The organism is Lactobacillus xylocopicola, assembly GCF_033096005.1.
GTDB lineage: Bacteria > Bacillota > Bacilli > Lactobacillales > Lactobacillaceae > Lactobacillus > Lactobacillus xylocopicola.
Genome location: NZ_AP026803.1, coordinates 1,222,953 through 1,247,308, shown reverse-complemented (window position 1 = coordinate 1,247,308; position 24,356 = coordinate 1,222,953). Strand labels below are relative to the sequence as shown.

18 protein-coding genes are annotated in these 24,356 nt (G+C 42.2%); all 18 read left to right on the top strand.

Annotation, left to right across the window (positions count from 1 at the left end; genetic code table 11):
• The first annotated feature begins 7 nt into the window (after positions 1-7).
• A complete protein-coding gene (rplO, locus tag R8389_RS06030; protein WP_317637130.1) occupies positions 8-448 on the top strand; it encodes a 50S ribosomal protein L15 in 441 nt (146 codons plus the stop codon).
• Positions 448-1,743, top strand: a complete 1,296-nt coding sequence (gene secY, locus R8389_RS06025) for a preprotein translocase subunit SecY (RefSeq protein WP_317637129.1) — start codon at positions 448-450, stop codon at positions 1,741-1,743. Before rplO ends, secY begins: the two co-directional genes overlap by 1 nt.
• Before the next feature lie 10 nt (positions 1,744-1,753).
• Complete coding sequence (locus tag R8389_RS06020; RefSeq protein WP_317637128.1) at positions 1,754-2,407, top strand: adenylate kinase; 654 nt, start codon at positions 1,754-1,756, stop codon at positions 2,405-2,407.
• Positions 2,408-2,474: 67 nt separating this feature from the next.
• The gene (gene infA, locus R8389_RS06015) at positions 2,475-2,696 is read left to right on the top strand and encodes a translation initiation factor IF-1 (protein WP_046307550.1); all 222 of its coding nucleotides are present in this window, start codon (positions 2,475-2,477) and stop codon (positions 2,694-2,696) included.
• Between the two features lie 14 nt (positions 2,697-2,710).
• Entirely contained in the window at positions 2,711-2,827 is a 117-nt protein-coding gene (rpmJ, locus tag R8389_RS06010) for a 50S ribosomal protein L36 (protein ID WP_046307548.1), read from the top strand.
• 21 nt (positions 2,828-2,848) lie between these two features.
• The gene (rpsM, locus tag R8389_RS06005) at positions 2,849-3,196 is read left to right on the top strand and encodes a 30S ribosomal protein S13 (protein WP_317637127.1); all 348 of its coding nucleotides are present in this window, start codon (positions 2,849-2,851) and stop codon (positions 3,194-3,196) included.
• A 25-nt stretch (positions 3,197-3,221) separates the two neighbouring features.
• Positions 3,222-3,605, top strand: a complete 384-nt coding sequence (gene rpsK / locus R8389_RS06000; protein ID WP_317637126.1) for a 30S ribosomal protein S11 — start codon at positions 3,222-3,224, stop codon at positions 3,603-3,605.
• A gap of 45 nt (positions 3,606-3,650) precedes the next feature.
• Entirely contained in the window at positions 3,651-4,589 is a 939-nt protein-coding gene (locus R8389_RS05995; protein WP_317637125.1) for a DNA-directed RNA polymerase subunit alpha, read from the top strand.
• A gap of 23 nt (positions 4,590-4,612) precedes the next feature.
• Entirely contained in the window at positions 4,613-4,996 is a 384-nt protein-coding gene (gene rplQ, locus R8389_RS05990) for a 50S ribosomal protein L17 (protein ID WP_317637124.1), read from the top strand.
• A 177-nt stretch (positions 4,997-5,173) separates the two neighbouring features.
• Complete coding sequence (locus R8389_RS05985) at positions 5,174-6,022, top strand: energy-coupling factor transporter ATPase (RefSeq protein ID WP_317637123.1); 849 nt, start codon at positions 5,174-5,176, stop codon at positions 6,020-6,022.
• Positions 5,998-6,843, top strand: coding sequence for an energy-coupling factor transporter ATPase (locus tag R8389_RS05980; RefSeq protein ID WP_317637122.1), 846 nt, complete (start codon positions 5,998-6,000; stop codon positions 6,841-6,843). The genes R8389_RS05985 and R8389_RS05980 overlap by 25 nt, the downstream gene beginning before the upstream one ends.
• Before the next feature lie 6 nt (positions 6,844-6,849).
• Positions 6,850-7,647: an energy-coupling factor transporter transmembrane component T family protein gene (locus tag R8389_RS05975; RefSeq protein WP_317637121.1), complete on the top strand. Its 798-nt coding sequence runs from the start codon at positions 6,850-6,852 to the stop codon at positions 7,645-7,647.
• Entirely contained in the window at positions 7,647-8,432 is a 786-nt protein-coding gene (truA, locus tag R8389_RS05970; protein WP_317637120.1) for a tRNA pseudouridine(38-40) synthase TruA, read from the top strand. Before R8389_RS05975 ends, truA begins: the two co-directional genes overlap by 1 nt.
• 105 nt (positions 8,433-8,537) lie before the next feature.
• On the top strand, positions 8,538-8,981 hold the full coding sequence (gene rplM / locus R8389_RS05965) for a 50S ribosomal protein L13 (RefSeq protein ID WP_317637119.1): 444 nt from the start codon (positions 8,538-8,540) through the stop codon (positions 8,979-8,981).
• Between the two features lie 11 nt (positions 8,982-8,992).
• Positions 8,993-9,388, top strand: a complete 396-nt coding sequence (rpsI, locus tag R8389_RS05960) for a 30S ribosomal protein S9 (protein WP_317637118.1) — start codon at positions 8,993-8,995, stop codon at positions 9,386-9,388.
• 576 nt (positions 9,389-9,964) lie between these two features.
• A complete protein-coding gene (locus tag R8389_RS05955; RefSeq protein WP_317637117.1) occupies positions 9,965-22,717 on the top strand; it encodes a DUF1542 domain-containing protein in 12,753 nt (4,250 codons plus the stop codon).
• Positions 22,718-23,213: 496 nt separating this feature from the next.
• Positions 23,214-23,387 (top strand): hypothetical protein, encoded by a 174-nt coding sequence (locus R8389_RS05950; RefSeq protein ID WP_317637116.1) that lies wholly within the window; start codon positions 23,214-23,216, stop codon positions 23,385-23,387.
• Positions 23,360-23,581 carry an IS110 family transposase gene (locus R8389_RS05945; protein ID WP_317637115.1) on the top strand — a complete coding sequence of 74 codons (222 nt, stop codon included), beginning with the start codon at positions 23,360-23,362 and terminating at the stop codon, positions 23,579-23,581. Before R8389_RS05950 ends, R8389_RS05945 begins: the two co-directional genes overlap by 28 nt.
• The last annotated feature ends 775 nt before the right edge of the window (positions 23,582-24,356 follow it).

Sequence of the window (24,356 nt, the reverse complement as noted above, 5' to 3'; positions counted from 1 at the left end):
TGAATTAATGAAGCTGAATGAATTACATGCTGCTGAAGGTTCACGTGGTACTAGAAAACGCGTTGGTCGCGGTACTTCAAGTGGTCACGGAAAGACTTCCGGTCGTGGACAAAAGGGACAATTATCCCGTCAAGGCGGACATACTCGTTTAGGTTTTGAAGGTGGACAGATGCCACTGTTCAGAACTATGCCTAAGCGAGGTTTCAATAACATTAACCGTAAAGAATACGCAATTATTAATTTAGACGACTTAAACAAGTTTGCAGATGGCAGCGAAGTAACTGTTACTAGTCTGAAAGAAAAAGGCTTGGTTAAGAAGGAATTAGCAGGCGTTAAGTTACTCGCTAAGGGTGATTTAAAAGTTAAGTTAAACGTAAAGGTTAACAAAGTTTCCGCCGCTGCACAAAAAGCAGTTGAAGCTGCAGGCGGATCTATTGAGGTGATCTAATGTTTTCGACCTTGAAGAACGCCTTTAAGGATAAAGAGATTAGGAATAAAATTTATTTTACCCTCCTTATTCTATTAATTTACCGCATTGGAGCTAATATTACTGTTCCGGGTGTAAATGCAAAGGCGATTACTCAAGTTGCACAAACGGGCTTAGTTCCAATGTTGGATACTGTTTCCGGTGGTGGACTAGATAATTATTCAATCTTTTCACTAGGTGTTTCCCCCTATATTACGGCGCAAATTGTTATTCAATTGTTGCAAATGGATATTGTTCCAACCTTAGTAGAGTGGGGCAAGCAAGGTGAAGTTGGTCGCCGTAAGACCAATCAAGTAACTAGATGGCTCTCGTTAGCAGTGGCTTTCTTTCAAAGTATTGGTATTACGCTAGGTTTCAATGCGTTAACCCAGATGGGATTAGTAAAAACGCAAACGCCGCAGACCTACGCAGAAATTGCTATCATTATGACAGCAGGAACAATGGTATTGACCTGGCTCGGTGATGAAATCACCGATAAGGGTCTTGGTAATGGAGTTTCGGTAATCATTTTTGCCGGAATTATTGCCAGACTCCCTCGCGGACTATGGCAGCTATACAAAGATGAAATTATCAACAACAGTGCGAGTGATCGCTGGCAAGGTATTTTGTTCTTCATCGCGATTATCATTGCAATCCTAATCGTAACGCAGATCGTTACTTGGGTTGAACAGGCAGATCGCCGCATTCCAATCCAATATACCAGACGGGCAACTATTAGTGGATCAGAAAGCTTTTTGCCGCTAAAGGTTAATGTTTCTGGTGTTATTCCAGTTATTTTTGCTAGTTCGTTTATTATCACGCCAGCAACTATTCTAATGGCCTTCCAAAGAACGCAAGGCGATCAGGAATGGTACAAGGTGATGACCAATATCTTCAGTATGCAAACTACCCCTGGGGTGATTATTTATACAATTCTGATCGTGCTCTTTACGTTCTTCTATGCTTTTGTTCAGGTTAATCCTGAAAAGCTAGCTAAGAACTTACAAAAGCAAGGAGCTTATATTCCAAGCGTTTGGCCAGGAAAAGATACACAAAATTATGTTTCAAAGTTGTTAATTAGATTGTCAACTGTTGGTTCAGTCTTCTTAGGCTTGGTGGCACTGTTGCCCCAGCTTGCAACTAATTTCTGGGATTTACCTAGTTCAATCGGACTAGGAGGAACTAGTCTATTGATTGTAATTGGAGTTGTCTTGGAGTTATCTCGTCAAATTAATGGATTATTAATGAAGCGAGAGTATGTAGGATTCATCAGATAGGGACGGATTAATGATTAACTTATTTCTTTTAGGATTGCCAGGAGCTGGTAAGGGTACAGTATCAGAGCAAATTGTTGATAAATATCAGCTAACTCATATCTCAACTGGGGATATGTTTAGAGAAGCAATGGCGAATAAGACCAAGGTTGGACTTGAAGCCAAAAGTTATATTGACAAGGGTGATTTGGTACCAGACGAGGTTACTGCTAGGTTGGTTGAAGAGCGTTTAGGGCAACCTGATATTGAGAAAGGCTATATTTTAGATGGCTTTCCGCGGACGATTGTTCAAGCTGAACTTTTGGAAGATATCACCAAAAAGTTAAACAAGCCTTTGACTAGCGTAATCTCGCTTGAAGTTAAGGAAGAAACCTTAGTCAAGCGCTTATCAGCCCGCTTTATGTGTAAAAACTGTGGTGCCACCTACAACAAGTTGACTAAGATGCCCAAGGTTGAGGGCACTTGCGATCGTTGTGGCAGCCATGATTTTTACCAACGTGAAGATGACAAGCCAGAAGTTGTCAAGAATCGTTTAGAAGTCAACGAAAAGATGAATACACCTTTGAAAGATTATTACCAGGCACATGGTTTGTTGACTGTTGTTAATGGTGAACGAAATCCCGAAGAGGTCTTTGAGAGTGTTGATGCGGTGTTAAGCAATAAGTAATATTGGTATATTTACTTATCCGTGTTATAATTTCAAAGTATGACTGTTTAAAGGCGGAGGAACGACTTTGGCAAAAGATGATGTCATTGAGGTAAAGGGTAAGGTTATTGATACCTTACCTAATGCTATGTTTAAAGTTGAATTGGAAAATGGAGCGGAGATTTTAGCACACGTTTCCGGTAAGATTAGAATGCACTATATTCGTATTTTACCTGGAGACCGGGTTACTGTTGAACTTTCTCCTTATGATTTAACAAAAGGTAGAATTACTTATCGGTATATAAAGTAATAACGGAGGGAAACATGAAGGTTAGACCATCTGTTAAACCAATGTGTGAACATTGTAAGATTATTAAAAGACATGGTCGTGTAATGGTTATTTGCCCTGCAAATCCAAAGCACAAGCAGCGTCAAGGTTAAAATAAATAGGAGGTGCAATTTATGGCACGTATTGCTGGTGTTGACTTACCAAGAGATAAAAGAATAGTTGTTGCATTAACATATATTTATGGTATTGGTGAACCAACAGCACAGAAGATTTGTGCGGATGCTGGTGTTTCTGAAGACATCCGGTCAAAAGATTTGACTCCAGATGATCAAGAGAAGCTGCGTACAGAAGTTGATAAATACCGTGTTGAAGGTGACTTGCGTCGTCAAGTTAGCATGAACATTAAACGGTTGATTGACATTGGCTCATACCGTGGTATGCGTCACCGCCGTGGACTCCCAGTTCGCGGACAAAATACCAAAAATAATGCCCGCACTCGTAAGGGTAGTAAGAAAAAATAAATAAAAATTATAAGGAGGTTTATTGATGCCGAAAACAGCACGCAAGCGTCGTGTGAAGAAGCACGTTGAAAAAGGCGTTGCGCACATCCACTCTACGTTTAATAATACTTTAATCATGATTACTGACGTTCAAGGCAATGCAATTGCTTGGTCTTCAGCCGGTGCATTAGGCTTTAAAGGTAGTCGTAAGTCTACCCCATTTGCAGCCCAAATGGCAGCCGAAGCAGCAGCTAAGAGCGCCATGGATCAAGGCATGAAACATGTTGAAGTTTCTGTTAAAGGCCCTGGTTCTGGTCGTGAATCTGCAATCAGAGCACTTCAAGCTACAGGACTTGAAATCACTGCAATTCGTGATGTTACTCCAGTTCCTCACAACGGTTCTAGGCCACCAAAACGTCGTCGTGTTTAATTTTGTTCTCAAAGAAGGACGTTACGTTTTGAAAGGGGCCAAGTAATGATTGAATTTGAAAAACCAAATATTACCGTAGTAGACCAAGAAAAGTCTTATGGTAAATTTGTTATTGAACCACTTGAACGAGGCTTTGGTACTACTTTAGGTAATTCATTACGTAGAGTTTTACTTACATCTATCCCAGGCACAGGACTCGTCTATGTTCAGATTGATGATGTTTTGCACGAATTTTCAACCGTTCCAGGCGTGAGAGAAGACGTCGCCAAGATGATCTTAAACTTGAAAAAGCTTGAATTAAAGTCTTTTTCAGATGAACAAAAGACGATTGAAGTTGATGTGGAAGGCCCGGCGACTGTTACAGCCGATGACCTTAAAGCAGATGCCGATATTCAGGTTTTGAACCCCGACCAATATATATGTACTATTGCTGACGGCGGCCACTTGCACATGCAGATTGCGGTTAAGAACGGCCGTGGTTATGTTGCTGCGGGTGACAACAAGAGTGAGGATATGCCGATTGGTGTTATTCCGGTCGATTCACTTTTTTCACCGATCAAAAAGGTGAATTATCAAGTTGAGTCAACTCGTGTTGGTAAAAGAGACGACTTTGACAAACTCACTTTAGAGATTTGGACAGATGGTTCAATCAAACCTAATGACGCCCTTAGTTTTGCTGCTAAAATTTTGGTAGAGCACTTCAAAGTGTTTGAAACTGCTGATGCAAATGCCAAGTTCAGTGATGTGATGGTTGAAAAAGAAGACGATACAGCCGAGAAGAAGCTCGAAATGACGATTGAAGAGCTTGATTTGTCTGTTCGTTCATACAACTGCCTCAAACGGGCTGGCATTAATACTTTGCAGGAGTTAACTGATAAGACTGAAGCTGATATGATGCGGGTACGTAACTTGGGCCGAAAATCATTAGAAGAAGTTAAGAACAAATTAGCTGACTTGGGACTTTCACTTCGTCAAGAAGATTAACAAAAATAAAAGGAGGTAAACTGATGGCATACCGTAAATTAGGTCGCGATAGTGCGCACAGAAAAGCAATGCTGAGAGAAATGACCACTCAATTGATCATGAAGGAACGCATTGTTACTACTGAAACACGCGCTAAAGAAGTACGCAAAACTGCCGAAAGAATGATTACTTTAGGTAAGCGTGGAGATTTAGCTGCTAGAAGAAAAGCCGCTGCTTATGTACGCAATGAAATCGCTGATATTCACGAAGAAGATGACGCAGTTGTAGTTAAGTCTGCATTGCAAAAACTTTTTATTGATGTTGCACCGCGTTACAAAGACCGTAATGGTGGTTACACTAGAATTATGAAGCTGGCAAATGCCCGTAAAGGTGATGCAGCTCCAATGGTTATTCTTGAATTAGTTTAATATCGAATAACCCAACTTAATAGCTATTAAGAATTATCCATGAAAGTGAGAATAAGCGCTAAGATGATGACGAAAGTTTAGTCTAGCTTAGATAATTATTCATTATCCCTCTTCATGGGTGATTTTTTTTGCCTTTTTTTGGTACAATTGAGTCAGACTGTTTAGGATGGTGATAGTATGGCAGATCAGATTATAAAAATTCGCAACGTGAGTTTTACCTATCCAGAAGCAAAGACGCCAGCGATTGACAATCTTAGTTTTGATATTGAACATGGCTCTTGGACCTCTATTATCGGACATAATGGAAGTGGCAAGTCGACGATTATTAGGCTACTTAATGGCTTACTGGTTCCAGATGAGACAAGCAAAGCAAAGATCGAAATCGATGGCACTGTGCTGAACGATGATACTGTCTGGAATATCCGTGATAAGATTGGCGTGGTTTTTCAAAATCCCGATAACCAGTTTGTTGGTGCTACGGTTGCTGATGACGTCGCCTTTGGGTTGGAAAACCGCGGGGTACCACGGTCTGAAATGGTTAAGCTGGTGCCAGCGGCAATAGCAGCAGTGGGCATGACTGATTATACCAATGCTGAGCCAGCTAGCCTTTCGGGCGGACAGAAGCAACGGGTCGCTATTGCGGGAATACTGGCCATCAGGCCGCAAATAATTGTTTTGGATGAGGCTACTGCAATGCTCGACCCAGAGGGTCGGGATCAGATTTTGGGCATAGTTCGAGAGATGAAGGAAGAGTATGACCTTACCGTCATTTCGATTACGCATGATATTGACGAAGCTAATTTAGCTGATCAAGTACTAGTAATGAATGATGGACAACTAATCACCCAAGGCAGGACAACAGAAATCTTTACTCAAACCAAATTACTTAAGGAGTTAGGCTTGGACGTTCCGTTTTTTACCCAAGTTAAAGCTGCCCTGGTAACTGCTGGCGTCCCCATTCCGCCGATTGTTAATTCAGAAAAAGAGTTGATCAAGTTTTTATGTCAATTAAATTCGAACAGGTAAGTTATCTTTATGCCGCTGATTCTCCACTTGAGAAAAAGGGTCTAGATAATGTCAGTTTTGAACTGCAAGATGGTTCCTTTACAGCTATTATTGGCCATACGGGCAGTGGTAAGTCGACGCTAATGCAGCACTTTAATGCCTTGCTTAAACCGAGTACAGGTCAAATTGAAATTGCGGGGACTAAAATTACGCCTGAAACAACCAATAAAGGCTTAAAGGAGCTACGCAAGCAGGTAAGTTTAGTCTTTCAATTTCCAGAAGCACAATTATTTGAAAATACGGTGCTAGATGATATAGCTTTCGGTCCTAAAAATTTTGGTTTTGATGACGAAGAGGCCAAAAAGCGTGCTCAGATTTGGCTTAAGCGAGTTGGGTTACCTGCTGCTATCGCAACTCGGTCACCGTTTGAATTGTCTGGCGGGCAGATGCGCCGAGTGGCAATTGCTGGAGTTTTGGCCTATGAACCTAGTATTCTTTGTTTAGATGAACCAACTGCCGGACTGGATCCAGCGGCACGCAAACAAATGATGCACTTGTTTGCTGACTATCAAAAAGAAGGACATACGGTTATTTTAGTTACCCATAATATGGACGATGTGGCGAACTATGCAGAAGATGTTTTGGTGATGGAGCAAGGTAAACTAATTAAGCATGCCACTCCAGTTGAAATTTTCCGTGATCAGTCTTGGTTACACAATCATCATTTGAATCAGCCACAAGCTTCTTTACTAGCTGGACAACTACCGGGTTTTACCTTTGCTAATCCGCCATTAACGGTTAAAGAATTGGTTCAAGGAATTGAACAAAATCTAAAGGGGTGATAACTTGTGAGTAAAATTTTAATTGGTCGCTATGTTGCTGGGAATTCCTTAGTCTACAAGATGGATCCGCGGGGCAAGTTACTGGCAACGATTTTTTTTATTTTGCTGATTTTTTTGGCTAATAATCCGTTGACCTATGTGATTATTACACTATTCAGCCTGCTTGCTGTGGCCGCTACTAAGTTAAAGCCTAAGGTTTTTTGGAATGGGATTAAGCCCTTAATTTGGTTAATTCTCTTCACCTCTTTTTTGCAGCTGTTCTTTACTGTCGGCGGAAAAGTATACTGGCAGTGGACGATTTTTGCCATTTCAAGTTATGGGATCACCAATGCAATTTTTATCTTTATTCGTTTTACCGTTATTATTTTGATTTCAACCGTTATGACGGTTACCACGATGCCGTTAGAAATTGCCGACGCTATTGAGTGGTTATTGGCACCGCTAAGGCTGGTTAGAGTTCCGGTTGATCAAATTGCCTTGGTGATGTCGATCGCTCTGCGCTTTGTTCCGACTTTGTTTGACCAGACCTTTAAAATCATGAATGCGCAACGATCACGTGGTGCAGACTTCAATAGTGGTGGTTTAATTAAGCGTGCCAAAGCAATCACACCGCTTCTGGTTCCCCTGTTTATCAACTCACTACAAACTGCAGTTGACCTTTCTACAGCAATGGAATCACGTGGTTACAAGGGTGGCCAGGGTAGGACAAAGTTTCGTGTATTGCACTGGTCTGTTTACGATTTGTGCAACTTGGGTTACTTTTTGGCTTTAATCGCTTTATTACTTATTTTTAGGACACACTAATGACGACAAGATATAAAATGACCCTTGCGTATGACGGTCATCTTTTTCATGGCTTTCAGTCCCAGCCAGGACAACGAACGGTTCAGGGAACAATTGAGGCAGCACTGACTAAGATGACTAAGGGGAAAGTTGTTCTGGTCGAAGGATCTGGGCGTACCGATGCTGGTGTACATGCTTTGGGGCAGGTTATTCACTTTGATTATCCGGGCGCAAAAATCCCTCCAGAACGAATGCTTTTTGCGCTTAATTCGATCATGCCACTAGATATTGCTTTTAGGCAAAGTGAGATTGTAGATGAATCCTTCCATGTGCGTTATAACGCTAAGGGAAAGTGGTATCGCTACCGCGTAAGTCTTGATCACTTTGTTGATCCGTTTAAACGTTTTTATAGCGGGCATTATCCTTACCCAGTAGACCTAGTTAAGATGCAGATTGCGGCGCGCGACCTGGTGGGCACACATGACTTTACCAGTTTCACCGCTAGTGGCGGTCAGATCAAAAACAAAGTGCGGACAATGTACTACGTCAACGTAAAAAAAGACGATACAGCTAATGAGTTGATTTTTGATTTTATTTGCTCAGGCTTTTTGTATAACATGGTCCGTATTCTGGTTGCAATGTTGCTTGAAATTGGTAATGGGAAGCGCCCGCGAGATGATATTCCCCGGGTAATTGCCGCGTGTGACCGCGAGCAGGTAAGGGAGACGGCGCAAGCTAGCGGCTTATTTCTATACCATGTTTTTTATGGTGAAATCCCCCAAAAATATCGTCAAGATCTTGAATAATGTTGACAATCAATCAAAAACGACGTATCCTAGATAAGTATGTTTGTCCACGATAAGCCCCGGAATCTTATTGTTACAAGCAACGTATAAACGGAGGAAATTAAATTGCGTACTACACAGTTAGCAAAACCTAATGAAATTAACCGTAAATGGTATGTTATTGACGCAACAGATGTGCCTTTGGGTCGTCTGTCTACCGCAGTAGCAACTATTTTAAGGGGCAAAAACAAGCCTCAATACACCCCAAATGTTGACACCGGTGATAATGTGATTGTTATTAACGCTGGTAAAGTTAAGTTAACTGGTAAAAAGGCTACCGACAAGATTTACTACCACCACTCTGGTACTCTTGGCGGAATCAAGGCTACGCCAGCTGGTAAATTACTTGCTAACAACCCAGTTAGATTGGTTGAATTGTCAGTTAAGGGAATGCTTCCAAAGAATACTCTTGGTCACCAAGAATTTTTGAAGATGCATGTTTATGCAGATGCTGATCATAAGCATGAAGCACAAAAACCCGAAAATTTAGACATTAACAAGTTGATCTAGGAGGTTAAATAATGGCACAACAAGTTGCATATGCAGGTACTGGTCGGCGTAAAAATTCGGTTGCGCGTGTCCGTTTAGTACCAGGCAGTGGAAAAATTACGGTTAACAGCAAGGATGTAGATCAATACATTCCATTCCCTAACTTAGTTAAGGATTTGAAACAACCATTGACTTTGACTGAAACTGAAAATCAGTATGATGTTAAAGTTAATGTTAATGGTGGTGGCTTTGCAGGTCAGGCTGGAGCGATTCGTCTTGGCATTGCACGTGCCCTGTTGGAAATTGATCCAGATTTTCGTGGTCCACTGAAGAAGGCTGGATTCTTAACTCGTGACCCAAGAATGGTTGAGCGTAAGAAGCCTGGTTTGAAGAAGGCTCGTAAAGCTTCACAATTTAGTAAGCGTTAATTATATTGGGATTATGTCCCAAAGGTCTTACACTTATGTGCAAGGTAATACAAAAGCATCAGCAATAAGCTGGTGTTTTTTGTATGCTTAAAAGTGCTAAAAGAAACCTGAGTAGGACTAATTGTCATTTTTAGTTAAATAGCGAGTTGATTAGTATGACTCTAAAAAGTTTTTTGAAGGTTATCTGTGAGAAGTTTTTGTAAGAACATGTTTTGGCACTTGGCGTTTTAATAATCAGCTATTTACTACAGGTAATTTGATATTTATCAGTCATAAAAACTATGTAAGACGTTAAGGGGGATAGGATAATACAAAGATAATTAATATTCTTGGTCCAAGTTTAAAAAACTAATATTATTTATATTAGCTGATTAAAAGCAACGTGATGTAAAAAAGCGTATGGATCCTGTATCTATACTAGGGTTTGTTTTATATTGCAAAAACATAATATTTATTTTATTGTTTTATATCTAATTAATTATGTAAAGATTTTATGGAAAGAATGTAATGTTTATGATATTATTTTAATATCAGAGTAGTATATTAAATACAAGTAATATAGAGGGTGAAAAAGTTTTGAACAGATTTAAAATGATTGAAGAAATAAAAAATACTAACTATAAGATGCACAAAAGTAAAAAGGGTTGGCTAGTTAGCTATTCTCTTTTGACTTTTATGCTAGGGGGAGGAGCAGCCCTCTCTCAATCGGCTAGTTCAGTAAGTGCCCAAGAAGTAAAAACGTCTGATACTGATAATCAGAACAATCAAGTTGGAGTTGATAAGTCGGTCCAACAAAAGGTTGACGACCAAGCAGTAAGCGAAGCTAAACAAACTGGGTTAAACACTTTGGAGACGTTGGCTACTAGTACTAAGCAGAAGATCAATGGAGATCGGAACTTAACCAGTGCTACTAAGGCTAAACAGATAAAAGCGGTTGATGCTCTACTTAATGACTCTAAAGCTAAAGTTAATGCGGCGACTGATTTAGCTGGTATTAAGACAGTATTGGACAAGGCTAGTGCTGATATTACAGCTACTTATCAAGCAGGTGTTGATCGAGCTAGTTTGCTCAGAAAAACAGACAAGCCTGCCAAAACTAAGGCAGTTAAAGCTAAGAAAGCCAAAGCCCGTTCTAAAAAGACAGGCTCCAAGACCAAGAAGCTTAAGGCTAAGAAGTCGAAAGCTGCTGCTCAAGGTAGTTTAGCAACTTTTTCTGGCCTCAATTCATTTTTGAAGTCTAGTTCAAGTGCTGCTAGTGCTAAGAGTTCTACTAGCACAAAGCAGAGTAGTCGATCCGCTGACTTGTTGAAGAGCGCTTCAAAGCCTGCCAGCACTTCCGTTAACATTCCCACAGCTGAAATTCCAACTGACGTAATGGATACGAGTTTATCAGATGATGCGGCCACTAAGCCTAATAATTCAAATGAAGCCAACTCGGAACTTGAAGCTAAGCCAAGGGACATCGGAGTTGCTGGTTATGATAGCTCAAAGGGTGTAACGGTTGGCGCTGACCCAGACAGCGCGCGTGATGACTTTAACAAGGATGTTGACAAGCCAGCAGGTTCAACCCCAACTTCGATGAATATTGCCACCCCTGATCAAATCACGAATCCGGATAAGTATAAACAAAAGGTAGTAAATGTAGCGGATTTTAATAGTTTAGCAGCGGCCTGGACTGATGCTAGTGTAACCTACATTAATATTACTAGTGACATCAGTTATACGGGGGGAACTATTGGCAACCGTGCTGCTGGGGCCAGTGTAGTTGTTAATGGTAACGGCCATACGATTGATTTGAATAGGCAGACTTTCTCCTATGTTGGTGTGCCATATTCTAACCTGACAACGGTGACGATTACTAACGGAAAATTCCAACAAGGGTTCCCGGGTAATGACGGGGACTCTAGCTCGCTGGTATATTCATCAAATGGTGCAGGGCTTAAAGTAAACATTGATAATGTAACTTTGTCCAGCAGTACGTCTAATGGTTATAACCCAATTCACGTTTTAATGGCTAATGGTTCTAAGATTACCTTTTCGGGCAACAATGTCTTTAACATCTCAAACGAGGTTACACGTGGCGTTGGGATGATTGACTTTGCCAACAATGGGCATGTGACTATGAATAGAACCAGTAACGATATTCGGTTCTCTGAATTTTATATGTCATATGTGGCACCGCAAGCCAGTGTTGGTTACGGTAACCAGATCACCATGGGTGATGGCTCTTCTAACACCGCCTATACTTATAACGGGACGCCAGCTAACTACCCAGCGATGTATAACAACATTAATGGGGTAACCGTTGGTGACAACGTTAAGTGGACGCAGACTGGTTTCCAGTACTTCTTAAACGGAACGCAGGGTGGTAATTCGGTTGCGCAGTATAAGTTTGGACAAAACTTCAACTTGTCCGCTCCTGTTACGACCCAACCTAATGCAATTCGGCTCTATGGAACGCAGCAGGCAGTATTCAATGCAGGCACCACCTTCGATATTAACCAAAGATATAACGATTCGGTAATTCGGGTTAATGACTCGTCCAGTGTTACCTTTATTTCACCCAAGCAGTTGCACCTGGCCATTCAAGATGGTAATGGTAACCCAGTCGCAACTGGTGCAGGGATTATTTCTGGTTCAGGGACAGTTTCCTTAAACAACTCCAACATTAAGACGTGGTTAGGAAATAATTCACAAACCAACAGTACTGCGGGAGACAATACAGCTAAGTTCGCTAGGATGGTGGTTAGAAATGGCCAAGCCACGGTCACGGACTTAAATGGGACCACGGCGGTTTCCAACATTGTTACGCCAACTACACGTGAATTGCAGACGATTGCGATTCCAGTTGGTAAGGTTAATGTGCAATACGTTGACCAGAATGGTAAGAATGTTGGTGGACTAGTAGAAGTTCCGCTCGATAAAGATGCCTACATTGGTCAATACCTGCCCCTGATTACCAGTGATATTGTTGTCAAGAATATGCCTAAGAACTACATGTGGGCGCTCGGAAATCAAATCTTCTCTGGAGCTAAGTCTGATGCTCAAAGTGGTGGAGACCCGACTAACGATAACGATAATGGTGACACATATGGACAGGCGTCGGTTGGACTTACCCCAATGGAAGGTACAACTTATACCTATAAGATTTATGTCTACGGGATTAAGCAGAACGTTACCTACCAATACGTTGATGTTAACCATAAAGATCGGATTCTGACTTCACCGCTATCAGGTCAAACCGGTACAGAAGCAGCTGGTGGTGTGACACCGGCCAACTATGGCAACACGATTGACTGGACAAACAAGTACTATACTGAAGACAATGTGCCAGCTGGTTATCACTACGCAGCTAGTGCCCCTAATCAGGCAAAGACGACGGTCGTATCCGATAATAACCCAACCGTAACGATTTATGTTGAGGGTAATCCGCAAACGATTAATCCAACTTTTGTAGATACTAATGGCAAGCAGGTTGTTCCTAATTCACCATTTGTAATTCAAGGAGCAACGGGGCAAACAATTAAGTTGCCAACAGCGCCAGATGCCAATAACTGGGCCTTAGACCATGTGATAGTGAATGGACAGACGGTGGCAGTAGGTTCAGCCTTTGAATTTGCCAACGGAACAGATGAAATCACCTATGTATACCACCCCTTAGACGTAGAGAAGCAGGCCGCTAATACGGCCATTGATGCCGAAGCGACTAAGGTTAAGGGCGAGATAGATGCGGATCCAACGCTTGATAGTGCAACTAAGGCAAAACAAAAGGGTGATGTGGACAAGGCGGCCACAACTGCCAAAGATAATATCAACAAGGCAGTATTGCCAGCCCAGGTTGATCAGGCTAAGGCAGATGGGATTGCAGCGATTGACGCCGCCCACGTAGCCGGGATTGCGCTTGATCAACAAAAGAAAGATTACAGCAAGCAAATCGATGATGAAGCCACTAAGATTAAGGGTGAAATCGATGCCGATGAAACTTTGGATGATGAAACCAAGGTAAAACAAAAGGGAGACGTTGATAAAGACGCAGCGGATGCCAAGGCAGCCATCAATAGTGCCACTAATATCCAAGCAGTTAAAGACGCAACGGCAGCCGGGATTATTAAGATTGATGGTGACCACATTCCAGGTAGTGTTTCCTTGCCTGACCAAAAGAAGGCAGCGATTGCGGCGATTGATGCCGAAGCCACCAAGGTCAAGGGTGAGATCGATGCCGATTCAACCTTAGATGACGCCACCAAGAAGAAACAAAAGGGTGACGTTGACAAAGACGCAGCGGATGCGAAGACGGCAATTAATAATGCCCTTAACGCTCAACAAGTCAAGAATGCCAAGGAAGCGGGGATCATCAAGATTGATGGTGACCACGTTCCAGGTAACATTTCGCTGCCTGACCGCAAGACAAATGCGATTGCGGCGATTGATGCCGAAGCGACTAAGGTCAAGGGCGAGATTGATGCGGATGTCACTTTAGACACGGCCACTAAGAACAAGCAAAAGGCTGATGTCGATCGTGACGCGGCCGCTGCTAAAGACAAGATCAACAGTGCAACTACGGCTCAAGGAGTAATCGATGCCAAGGATGAAGGGATCGTCAAGATTGATGGTGACCACGTTCCAGGCAGCATTTCCTTGCCAGTGCAGAAGACGAATGCGATTGCGGCGATTGATGCCGAAGCTACTAAGGTTAAGGCCGAGATTGATGCGGATGTGACCTTAGACACGGCGACTAAGAATGAGCAAAAGGCTAACGTTGATACTGATGCGGCAATTGCCAAAGCAAACATTAACAGCGCCACTAATGCTCAAGGGGTTAACGATGCCAAGGAAGCGGGAATCATCAAGATTGATGGCGACCACATTCCAGGTAGTATCTCCCTGCCAGTACAGAAGACTGACGCGATTGCAGCGATTGATGCCGAGGCTACTAAGGTTAAGGGTGAAATCGATGCCGATCCAACGCTAGACACGGCCACTAAGAACCAACAAAAGGCTAATGTGGATAAAGATGCGGCCGCTGCCAAAACCAACATCACTAATGCCAAGGATGCCCAAGGGGTGAAGGATGCCAAGGAAGCGGGGATTATCGCAATTGATGCGGACCATATTCCAGGCAATGTTTCCCTGCCAGTGCAGAAGGCTGATGCGATCGCGGCGATCGAGAATGAAGCCACTAAGATTAAGGCTGATATCGATGCGGATGTCACGCTTAATAGTAAAGAAAAGGCAGCGCAAAAGGCCAACGTGGACAAGGACGCAGCTGATGCCAAGACAGCGATTAATGCCGCCACTAATGCCCAAGGGGTGAAGGATGCCAAGGATGCCGGGATCATCAAGATTGATGGTGACCACATTCCAGGTAGTGTTTCCCTGCCAGATCAAAAGGATGCCGCTAAGGCAGCGATTGATGCGGAAGCCACTAAGGTCAAAGGCGAAATTGATGCGGATGTCACGCTAGACACGGCTACTAAGGCCAAGCAAAAGGGTGACGTGGACAAGGATGCGGCTGATGCGAAGGCAGCGATTAATACCGCTAAGGATGCCCAAGCTGTCCTAGACGCTAAGGAAGCCGGCATCATCAAGATTGATGGTGACCACGTTTCGGGCAACATGACGTTGCCAGACCAAAAGAAGGCGGCAAATGCAGCAATTGATGCGGAAGCCACTAAGGTTAAGAATGAAATCGATGCCGATGTGACCTTAGACACAGCTGCTAAAAACAAGCAAAAGGCTAATGTTGATAATGACGCCGCTGCAGCTAAAGTAAACATTAATAATGCCACTAATGCTCAAGGGGTAAATGATGCCAAGGATGCCGGGATTATTAAGATCGATGGTGATCACATTCCAGGTAGTGTTTCCTTGCCAGTGCAAAAGGCCAATGCTCAAGCAGCCATTGACGCCGAAGCCACTAAGATCAAGGCCGAAATTGATGCGGATGCGACCTTAGACACGGCTACTAAGAATAAGCAGAAGGGTGACGTTGATACCGACGCAACGATTGCCAAGGCAAACATTAACAAGGCAACTGATGCTCAAGGAGTTAATGATGCCAGAGATGCCGGAATCGCTAAGATTGATAGCGATCACGTCCCAGGCAACATTTCTCTACCAGATCAGAAGACCAATGCCCAAGCAGCCATTGATGCGGAAGCTGCCAAAATCAAAGCCGAAATTGAAGCCGATCCAACGCTTGATAACGCAGAAAAAGTAGTTCAAAAGGGCAATGTTGATAAAGATGCCGCAATTGCTAAGAATAATATTAGTCAGGCAACCAACGCCCAAGGTGTTAATGATGCCAAGAATGCCGGCATTATCAAGATTGATGGTGACCACATCCCAGGTAGTGTTTCTCTACCAGATCAAAAGGATGCGGCTAAAGCAGCCATTGATGCGGAAGCCACCAAGGTTAAGGGTGAGATCGATGCGGATCCAACTCTAGATGATTCTACTAAGGCAAAACAAAAGACTAACGTTGATGTCGATGCGGCCGCTGCCAAGACAGCAATAAATAATGCTACTAATGCCCAAGGCGTGAAGGATGCCAAGGAAGCCGGAATCATCAAGATTGATGGTGACCATATTCCTAGTAATGTTTCCCTGCCAGATCAGAAGGATGCGGCTAAAGCGGCCATTGATGCGGAAGCTACCAAGATCAAGAATGAGATTGAGGCCGACCCAACGCTGGATGACGCAGCTAAGAAGACCCAAAAAGCTAATGTTGATACGGATGCTGCTGCTGCTAAGGCTAATATTAGTCAGGCAACTAATGCCCAAGGTGTGAAGGAAGCCAAAGAAGCTGGGATCATCAAGATTGACGGTGATCACATTCCGGGTAATATTTCCTTACCAGATCAGAAGAAGAATGCGATAGCAGCCATTGATGCGGAAGCTACCAAGATCAAGAATGAGATTGATGCCGATCCAACTCTAGACAATGCAACTAAGACTAAGCAAAAAGCTAATGTTGATACGGATGCAGCCGCTGCTAAAGCAAACATTACTCAAGCAACTAATGCCCAAGGTGTGAAGGATGCCAAGGAAGCGGGGATCATCAAGATTGATGGCGACCACATTCCAGGTAGTGTTTCTTTGCCAGATCAAAAGGCCAATGCGCAAGCAGCCATTGATGCCGAAGCTGCTAAGATCAAGGGTGAGATTGACGCGGATCCAACTTTAGATACAGCCGCTAAGAATAAGCAAAAGGGTCAAGTTGATACTGATGCCACGATTGCTAAAGCAAACATCAATAAAGCTAGTGATGCACAAGGCGTAAATAATGCAAGAGATGCCGGTATTGTCAAGATTGATGGCGACCACATTCCAGGCAGTGTTTCCCTGCCAGATCAAAAGAAGAATGCGCAAGCAGCGATTGATGCCGAAGCAGCTAAGATCAAGGGTGAGATTGATGCCGATGAGACTTTAGATACAGCCGCTAAGAATAAGCAAAAGGGTCAAGTTGATACTGATGCCACGATTGCTAAGAATAATATTAGTCAAGCAACTGATGCACAAGGCGTGAAGGATGCCAAGGATGCCGGAATCATCAAGATTGATGGTGACCACATTCCAAACAGTGTGTCCTTACCTGATCAAAAGAATTCTGCTAAAGCAGCCATTGACCAGGAAGCAGCCAAGATCAAGGGCGAGATTGATGCGGATCCAACTTTAGATACAGCAGCTAAGACTGTACAAAAGGGTAATGTTGATAAAGACGCCGCAACTGCTAAGACTAATATCGATCAAGCTGTAGATGCACAGAGTGTGAAGGATGCCAAGGATGCCGGAATCATCAAGATTGATGGCGATCACATTCCAAATAGCATTTCTCTGCCGGATCAAAAGACTAATGCGAAAGCCGCAATTGATGATGAAGCAACCAAGGTTAAGGGACAAATTGATGCCGATAAAACCTTAGACAATGAAACGAAGGCTAAGCAGAAGGCTAATGTTGATGCTGAAGCTAAGAAAGCTAAGACAAATATTGATAACGCAACGAGTGCACAAGAGATTAAGGTAGCAGTCGATAACGGGATAATAGCTATTGATGCTCAATATGTACCAGGTCAAAATGGTAGTTTGGCAAGTCAAAAGGCCAAAGCGCAGGCGATTATTGACCAAGAAGCTGCTAAAATTAAGAATGAAATTGATGTTGATCCAACTCTTGATAATGCAGCTAAGTCAGCTCAAAAGGCTCAGGTAGATAAGGATGCTGCCGCAGCTAAGACAAACATTAGTCAAGCAACTGATGCACAAGGCATAAATGACGCAAGAGATGCGGGCATTATTAAGATTGATGGCGATCACATTCCAAACAGTATTTCCTTGCCAGATCAAAAGACCAATGCCCAAGCAGCCATTGATGCAGAAGCTGCAAAGATTAAGGCTGAAATTGATAATGATTCAACTTTAGATAATGCAGCTAAGACTATTCAAAAGAATAATGTTGATGTCGATGCTGCCGCTGCCAAGGCTAATATTAGTCAAGCAAATGATGCGCAGAGTATTAAAGATGCTACAAACGCTGGTATCGTTAAGATTGATAGCGATCATGTGCCGGGCAGTATGTCATTACCTGATCAAAAGAAAAATGCCCAAAAGGCAATTGATGATGAAGCTACTAAGATTAAGGCTGAAATTGATGCGGATCCAACGCTCGACGACACTGCCAAAACTGCTCAAAAGGGACAAGTTGATAAGGATGCAGCAGTTGCCAAGAACAATATTGATCAAGCAACCAATGCGCAAGGCGTAAAGGATGCTAAGGAAGCCGGGATTATCAAGATTGATGGTGACCACATTCCAAATAGCACTTCACTGCCAGACCAGAAGACTAGTGCGAAAGCTTCAATTGATGCCGAAGCCGCTAAGATCAAGGGCGAAATCGATGCGGATCCAACGCTCGATACCGCAACCAAGGCAGTTCAAAAAGGAAATGTTGATGCCGATGCTGTTATTGCCAAAGGCAGGATTGATCAAGCAGTTAATGCCCAAGGTGTCAAGGATGCTACAGCGGCAGGAATTGCCAAGATTGATAGTGACCATGTACCAAATAGCACCTCATTAGCAGATCAAAAGAAGAATGCCCAGGCAACAATTGACGCTGAAGCCAATAAAGTTAAGGCTGAAATCGATGCTGATGTAACCTTAGATGATATTGCTAAGGCAGCACAAAAGGGTCAGGTAGATACTGACGCGGCTGCTGCAAAAGTTAATATTAGCCAGGCAACTGATGCTCAAGGTGTCAAGGACGCTACAGCAGCAGGAATTGCCAAGATTGATGCCGATCACATTCCAGGAAGTGTTTCTCTGCCAGAACAGAAGAAGAACGCGCAAGCTTCAATTGATGCCGAAGCAGCTAAGATCAAGGGTGAAATTGATGCCGATCCTACTTTAGAGAGCGCTGAAAAAGCAGCTCAAAAAGCTAATGTGGATCGTGATGCCGCTGATGCTAAGAACAAGATTGACCAGGCGCTTAATGCTCAAGGTGTAAAAGACGCTACAGCAGCAGGAATTGCCAAGATTGATAGTGATCACATCCCAAGTAGTATCTCGCTGCCAGACCAGAAGAAGAATGCTCAAAAGGCGATTGACGATGAAGCTACTAAGATTAAGGGTGAAATCGATGCTGACGACAGCTTAGATGACGTTGCTAAGGCTAAGCAAAAAGCCAATGTCGACAAAGATGCCACTGATGCTAAGAACAAGATTGATCAGGCTACCAACGTCACAGATATTAAAGATGCTAAGAATGCTGGTATTGCTAAGATTGATGCCGATCATGTTCCAAATAATGTTCCACTAGCTGATCAAAAGAAAAATGCGAAACTGGAAATCGATGATGAAGCAGCCAGAGTAAAAGCCGAAATTGATGCTGACGACGCGTTAGATGATGCCACTAAATATAAGCAAAAAGGTGCTGTCGACCGGGATGCAGTAGCTGCTAAGGCTTCAATTGACCGGGCTGTAAATGCTCAAGGAGTTAAAGAAGCTAAAGATGCTGGAATTGCTAAGATCAATGCTGATCATGCAATTGTGACATTGGCAAATCAAAAGGATGCAGCAAAAGCAGCCCTTGATAATGAAGCTACTAGAATTAAAGCTGAAATTGATGCTGATGATAGTCTAGATGATGCAACTAAGACGAAGCAAAAGGCTAATGTTGACAATGAAGTAGTTAAGGGCAAGGCAGCCATTGACAATGCAACTGATGCTCAAGCTGTTAAAGTTAAGCGTTACGATGGAATAACTGCCATTGATGCTCAACATGTTTCCGATGCAATTGGTAGCTTGGAGAGTCAAAAAATTAAGGCTCAAACAACAGTCGCAGACAAAGCGGCTAAAGTTAAGGCCCAAATCGATGCTGATCCAACTCTAGACAATGAAGCGAAGACTAAACAAAAAGCAAAAGTCGATTTGGATGCTACTACAGCTAAGACGCAGATAGCTCAAGCAACTAATGCTCAAAGTGTTAAGGATATTACTGATACAAGTATCAATACAATTGTTGGTGATTATGTAACGAATGGATTATCATTGTCAGAGCAAAAGAAGAATGCTCAAACAGCAATTGACGAAGAAGCTACTAAAGTCAAGGCACAAATTGATGCCGACCAGAATTTAGATGATGTGACTAAGATTGAGCAGAAAGCTAATGTTGATAGAGATGCTATTGCAGCTAAGGATAGAATTACACAATCACTTAATGCACAAGATATCAAAACGGCAATGACTGCTGGTATAAGCAAGATTGATAGCGATTATGTAGCAAGTAGCACTTCGATGTCTGATCAAAAAACAGCTGCACAAAAAGAAATTGATGCCGAAGCAGCAAAAGTCAAAGCAAAGATTGATGCAGACAAGGGCTTAGACGATGAGGCGAAGGCAGCTCAAAAAGCTAACGTTGATCAAGATGTTGCTACAGCTAAGACCCAGATAGCCCAAGCAGTTAACGCTCAAGCTATTAAGGATGCTCAAGCTGCTGGAATTGCGAAGCTTGCTGGTGATTATGTTCCAAGTAGTTCGATAAGTGATCAGCAGGCGGATGCTCAAGCTAAGATTGAAGCTGAAATCAAAAAGATTAAGGCTGACATTGATAGCGATGAGACCTTGGATGATACAACTAAGGCAGCTCAAAAGGCCAATGTTGATACTGCTGCACTGAAAGGCAAGGTAGCAATCGAACAAGCAACTTCTGCTCAGGCAATTAAGCTTGCGTTAACTAGTGGAATTGCTGATATTGATGCTCAACATGTACCAGGCAGCAGTTTGGATAGTCAAAAGACGAAAGCAAATGCAGCAATTGATGAAGAAGCTACTAAAGTTAAAAACAATATAAATAATGACGCATCACTGGATGATATTGTAAAAGCAGCTCAAAGTGCAGCTGTGGATAGCGCAGTAGCAACTGCTAAGACTAACATCCAAAATGCTACAAACGCTCAGGCAATTAGTGACTCACTTGCTAAGGGTATTACGAATATTGATGCACAATATGTTACCAACTCAATAACGTTAGATGCGCAAAAAGAGCGAGCTAAGCAATTAGTTAGCGATGAAGCAGATATTGTGAAGGAAGCTATTAACAATGATGATTCCTTAGATCAAGCAACTAAGACTAAGCAGCTTCAAGCGGTAGATGTACAGAAACAAAAAGCTGTAGATAAAATTGCTCAAGCGGCAAACGTTGAAGCCGTACAGAAGGAATATAGCGACGGCATACTTGCAATTCATTCACAACATGTTCCAAACGATTTAACTGCGCAAAAACAAGCAGCTAAAGATGAATTGGTAAAAGAAGCAAACACAATTAAGGCTGCCATTAATAATGATGTAACATTATCAGCTAATGAAAAAGTAGCGCAGATTAGTAAAGTCGATCTTGAATTAGGAAAGACTCAAAATGCAATTGATCGTGCAAAGAATGCTCAGGCTGTCAGCGACTTAGAGGATGCCGGGATTAAGGCAATTACTGCCCAGTATGTTCCAGGCAAGTCGCTTGAAGAACAAAAAGCTAGTGCGAATGCGGCGATAGATCAAGCGGCTCAAGCAGCTAAAGACAAGGTTGATAAAGACCAGAGCAAGACTGATGCTGAAAAGCAAAAAGATAAAGATGCGATTGACGCAGCGGCTGCAGCAGCTAAAGATGAAGTCAATAAGGCCACGGATATAGATTCAATTAACCAGGCTAAAGAAAACGGAACGTCTGCAATTGATAAGGTCGCTGCAAATAATGGTTCCAATGGTTCCAATGGTTCCAATGGTTCCAATGGCTCCAACGGTTCTAATGGCTCTAATGGCTCTAATGGCTCTAACAGTTCTAACGGTTCCAATGGCTCCAACAGTTCTAACGGTTCCAATGGCTCCAACGGTTCTAACGGTTCCAATGGCTCTAACAGTTCTAACGGTTCCAATGGCTCTAACAGTTCTAACGGTTCCAACGGTTCCAATGGTTCTAACGGTTCCAATGGTTCTAACGGTTCCAATGGCTCCAATGGTTCAACTGGCTCCAATGGTTCAACTGGCTCCAATGGTTCAACTGGCTCCAATGGTTCAACTGGCTCCAATGGTTCAACTGGCTCAACTGGCTCAACTGGCTCAACTGGCTCAACTGGCTCAACTGGCTCAACTGGCTCAACTGGCTCCAATGGTTCAACTGGCCCAACTGGCTCAACTGGCTCAACTGGCCCAACTGGCTCTAACGGTTCTGATGGAGTACAAACCAAGAAAGGAAAAGCTGTTCAAAAGAAGCTTTACCACAACGCCTACTTCTATAACAAAGAAGGTAAACGGGCAAACTTGTTAGTTGCTAAAAGAGGTTCTGCAATTACAACTTACGGAATTGAAAGCATTAATGGACGCCAGTTCTACCTAACTGATAATGATTTATACATCGCTGTTAATAACACTACGCAACAAAGACGTCTCCTGTTACACAATGCATTTGTCTACAATAATAAGGGTAAACGCGTTGGTAAGAAGATACTTAAGAAGATGTCAGAAGTTGGTACATACGGTGATCCAGTCAAAATTAAAGGTAAGTCATATTACATTATTAGTAGTAATCGCTATGTTAAAGCCAAGAACTTTGGCAAAGTCTCAATTGAAGCCAATAATGAACTTGCTAAGGGTGTGACTTCCAATGCGGAGATTACACAAGACTCATACGTATATGATAGTGAGGGGAAGCGCATCGGAGATAGTGTCTTAAAGGCAGGCTCTAAGGTTACTGCTGGTGAAAGTAAAACAGTAAATGGTCGTCAAATGATTGCAATTTCTGATGGAAATTACGTTGATAGTGAAAATATTACTAAATTGTCCTAAAATATGTATCTAATGGTTTACCAATAACCTTGATTGGGTAAAAGTAAAACCATTATTAAAATTATAAGATGGTTTAGGTAAGAAATCACTTTAAAAAATCCCACTTAAATGAACAACGCAAATGAATAAAATTTACGTTTTCCTGAGGGTGGGATTTTTGCTGCCCAAAAATGGGAAAATTCATCAGATAACATTTCACAAGAAACACTAATAGCGCAGTGCTGCCCCTTTTAGATGTATTTAACTGAACATGCAATTTAATTAGTTTACTGAAATGATGTGAACCTCGAAGTTAAGACAACTTTGGGCTTTGATGACCAAATTATTTAGGTAAGATTGACCAACACGATGCTTACCGGTTCGCGCCACCTCGCCAATTTAACAGCAGTCAGCACGGATCGTCGCTGTATCGCACCCTAGCCTGGTCCAGCAGACCGGACAGCAAGCAATAGCAGCGGTGGTATGTGTAGGACACCAACCAAGACCGCTAAAACGCTTGCATAGTTTAGCAGTACTCTCAGCCCTCACTGTTGCCAATACGGCCTATGAAATTGAAGAGGCAGCTTACTATGCCGACCTCCTGCTTAGACTTGATGTCCAGCGCAAGCAAGTAATTGTTAAGATGGCTTCCTGGCAAACCAATTGCCGCACCACAACGACCTTATTCTAGATAGCATTCCTGGCATTTCGCTGGTAACGGCACTAAGTCTTTTAGGTGAACTGGACGACACCAGACGCTTCCGCAATGCTAATGACTTTGTGGGCGTTGACTTACGTCACTATGAATTCGGCAAACTGGTAATGTCTGATCATATTGGTAAACGAGGTGCCGCAGTCGTCCTCAAGCTGTTGTATCACGCATAGGCCAGATTGAAACAGATAGCCGCACGCAGCTTTAAGAAGATCGCAACAGTCCATAAATTGCTTCGTACTATCTACCACTTAATCAAGTTTGATCAAACTTATGATTATTACAACGTAGTAAGTTAACAAATGGGCTTTAGTCGTAATAATTTGATCAATCTCGTTATAACAGTTTAACTGTAAAATTAAACCAAGAGATTAAACTCTTTTTGTACGGCATTAAAAAGGGCAGCTAAGCTAAAATAGCCAAAGCTCGGGATAATCCGCCACTGCTTTGAGAATAAAAGTAAATTAATCATTGATAGTACTTGATTTTGCGTAGAAAAAGGACTAATCCCACTATTGAGTATCAGGAGTTAGTCTTCAGCTAAAATTTATTAAATTGTCCTAATTTTTGGGTTCACATCAAAATTGTATTTTTCATAAAAATTCTAGCTGAGAAAGTTACATGGCTAGTATACAGCAGTGCACTTAATGATGAACATAAGTGATAAATTAAATGTTATAATTATGCAGCTTATTTTATATGTTTTATTACATAAATATATTAACTATAAAAATATAAGTATAATCGCATAAGTATTATTTTTATATTAACAAAAAAATCTATCTTGTTATAAGATATATGTGATTAGGGTATATACATTAGAATAAAAAATATTTAAAAGCCTATTAAATCAGTACTTTTAATGAAACGAAGAACAAAATATACTTTTTGTGCATCTTAATTAAATATATTTCGATAAATGTATTTATTTTTTAATAACTGTGATAC

Coding starts and splice junctions, on each gene's coding strand:
- rplO (WP_317637130.1), top strand. CDS start 8: ATGAAGCTGAATGAATTACATGCTGCTGAAGGTTCACGTGGTACTAGA.
- R8389_RS05980 (WP_317637122.1), top strand. CDS start 5,998: ATGTCAATTAAATTCGAACAGGTAAGTTATCTTTATGCCGCTGATTCT.
- rpsK (WP_317637126.1), top strand. CDS start 3,222: ATGCCGAAAACAGCACGCAAGCGTCGTGTGAAGAAGCACGTTGAAAAA.
- R8389_RS05985 (WP_317637123.1), top strand. CDS start 5,174: ATGGCAGATCAGATTATAAAAATTCGCAACGTGAGTTTTACCTATCCA.
- R8389_RS05995 (WP_317637125.1), top strand. CDS start 3,651: ATGATTGAATTTGAAAAACCAAATATTACCGTAGTAGACCAAGAAAAG.
- rplQ (WP_317637124.1), top strand. CDS start 4,613: ATGGCATACCGTAAATTAGGTCGCGATAGTGCGCACAGAAAAGCAATG.
- rpmJ (WP_046307548.1), top strand. CDS start 2,711: ATGAAGGTTAGACCATCTGTTAAACCAATGTGTGAACATTGTAAGATT.
- R8389_RS06020 (WP_317637128.1), top strand. CDS start 1,754: ATGATTAACTTATTTCTTTTAGGATTGCCAGGAGCTGGTAAGGGTACA.
- rpsM (WP_317637127.1), top strand. CDS start 2,849: ATGGCACGTATTGCTGGTGTTGACTTACCAAGAGATAAAAGAATAGTT.
- truA (WP_317637120.1), top strand. CDS start 7,647: ATGACGACAAGATATAAAATGACCCTTGCGTATGACGGTCATCTTTTT.
- secY (WP_317637129.1), top strand. CDS start 448: ATGTTTTCGACCTTGAAGAACGCCTTTAAGGATAAAGAGATTAGGAAT.
- rpsI (WP_317637118.1), top strand. CDS start 8,993: ATGGCACAACAAGTTGCATATGCAGGTACTGGTCGGCGTAAAAATTCG.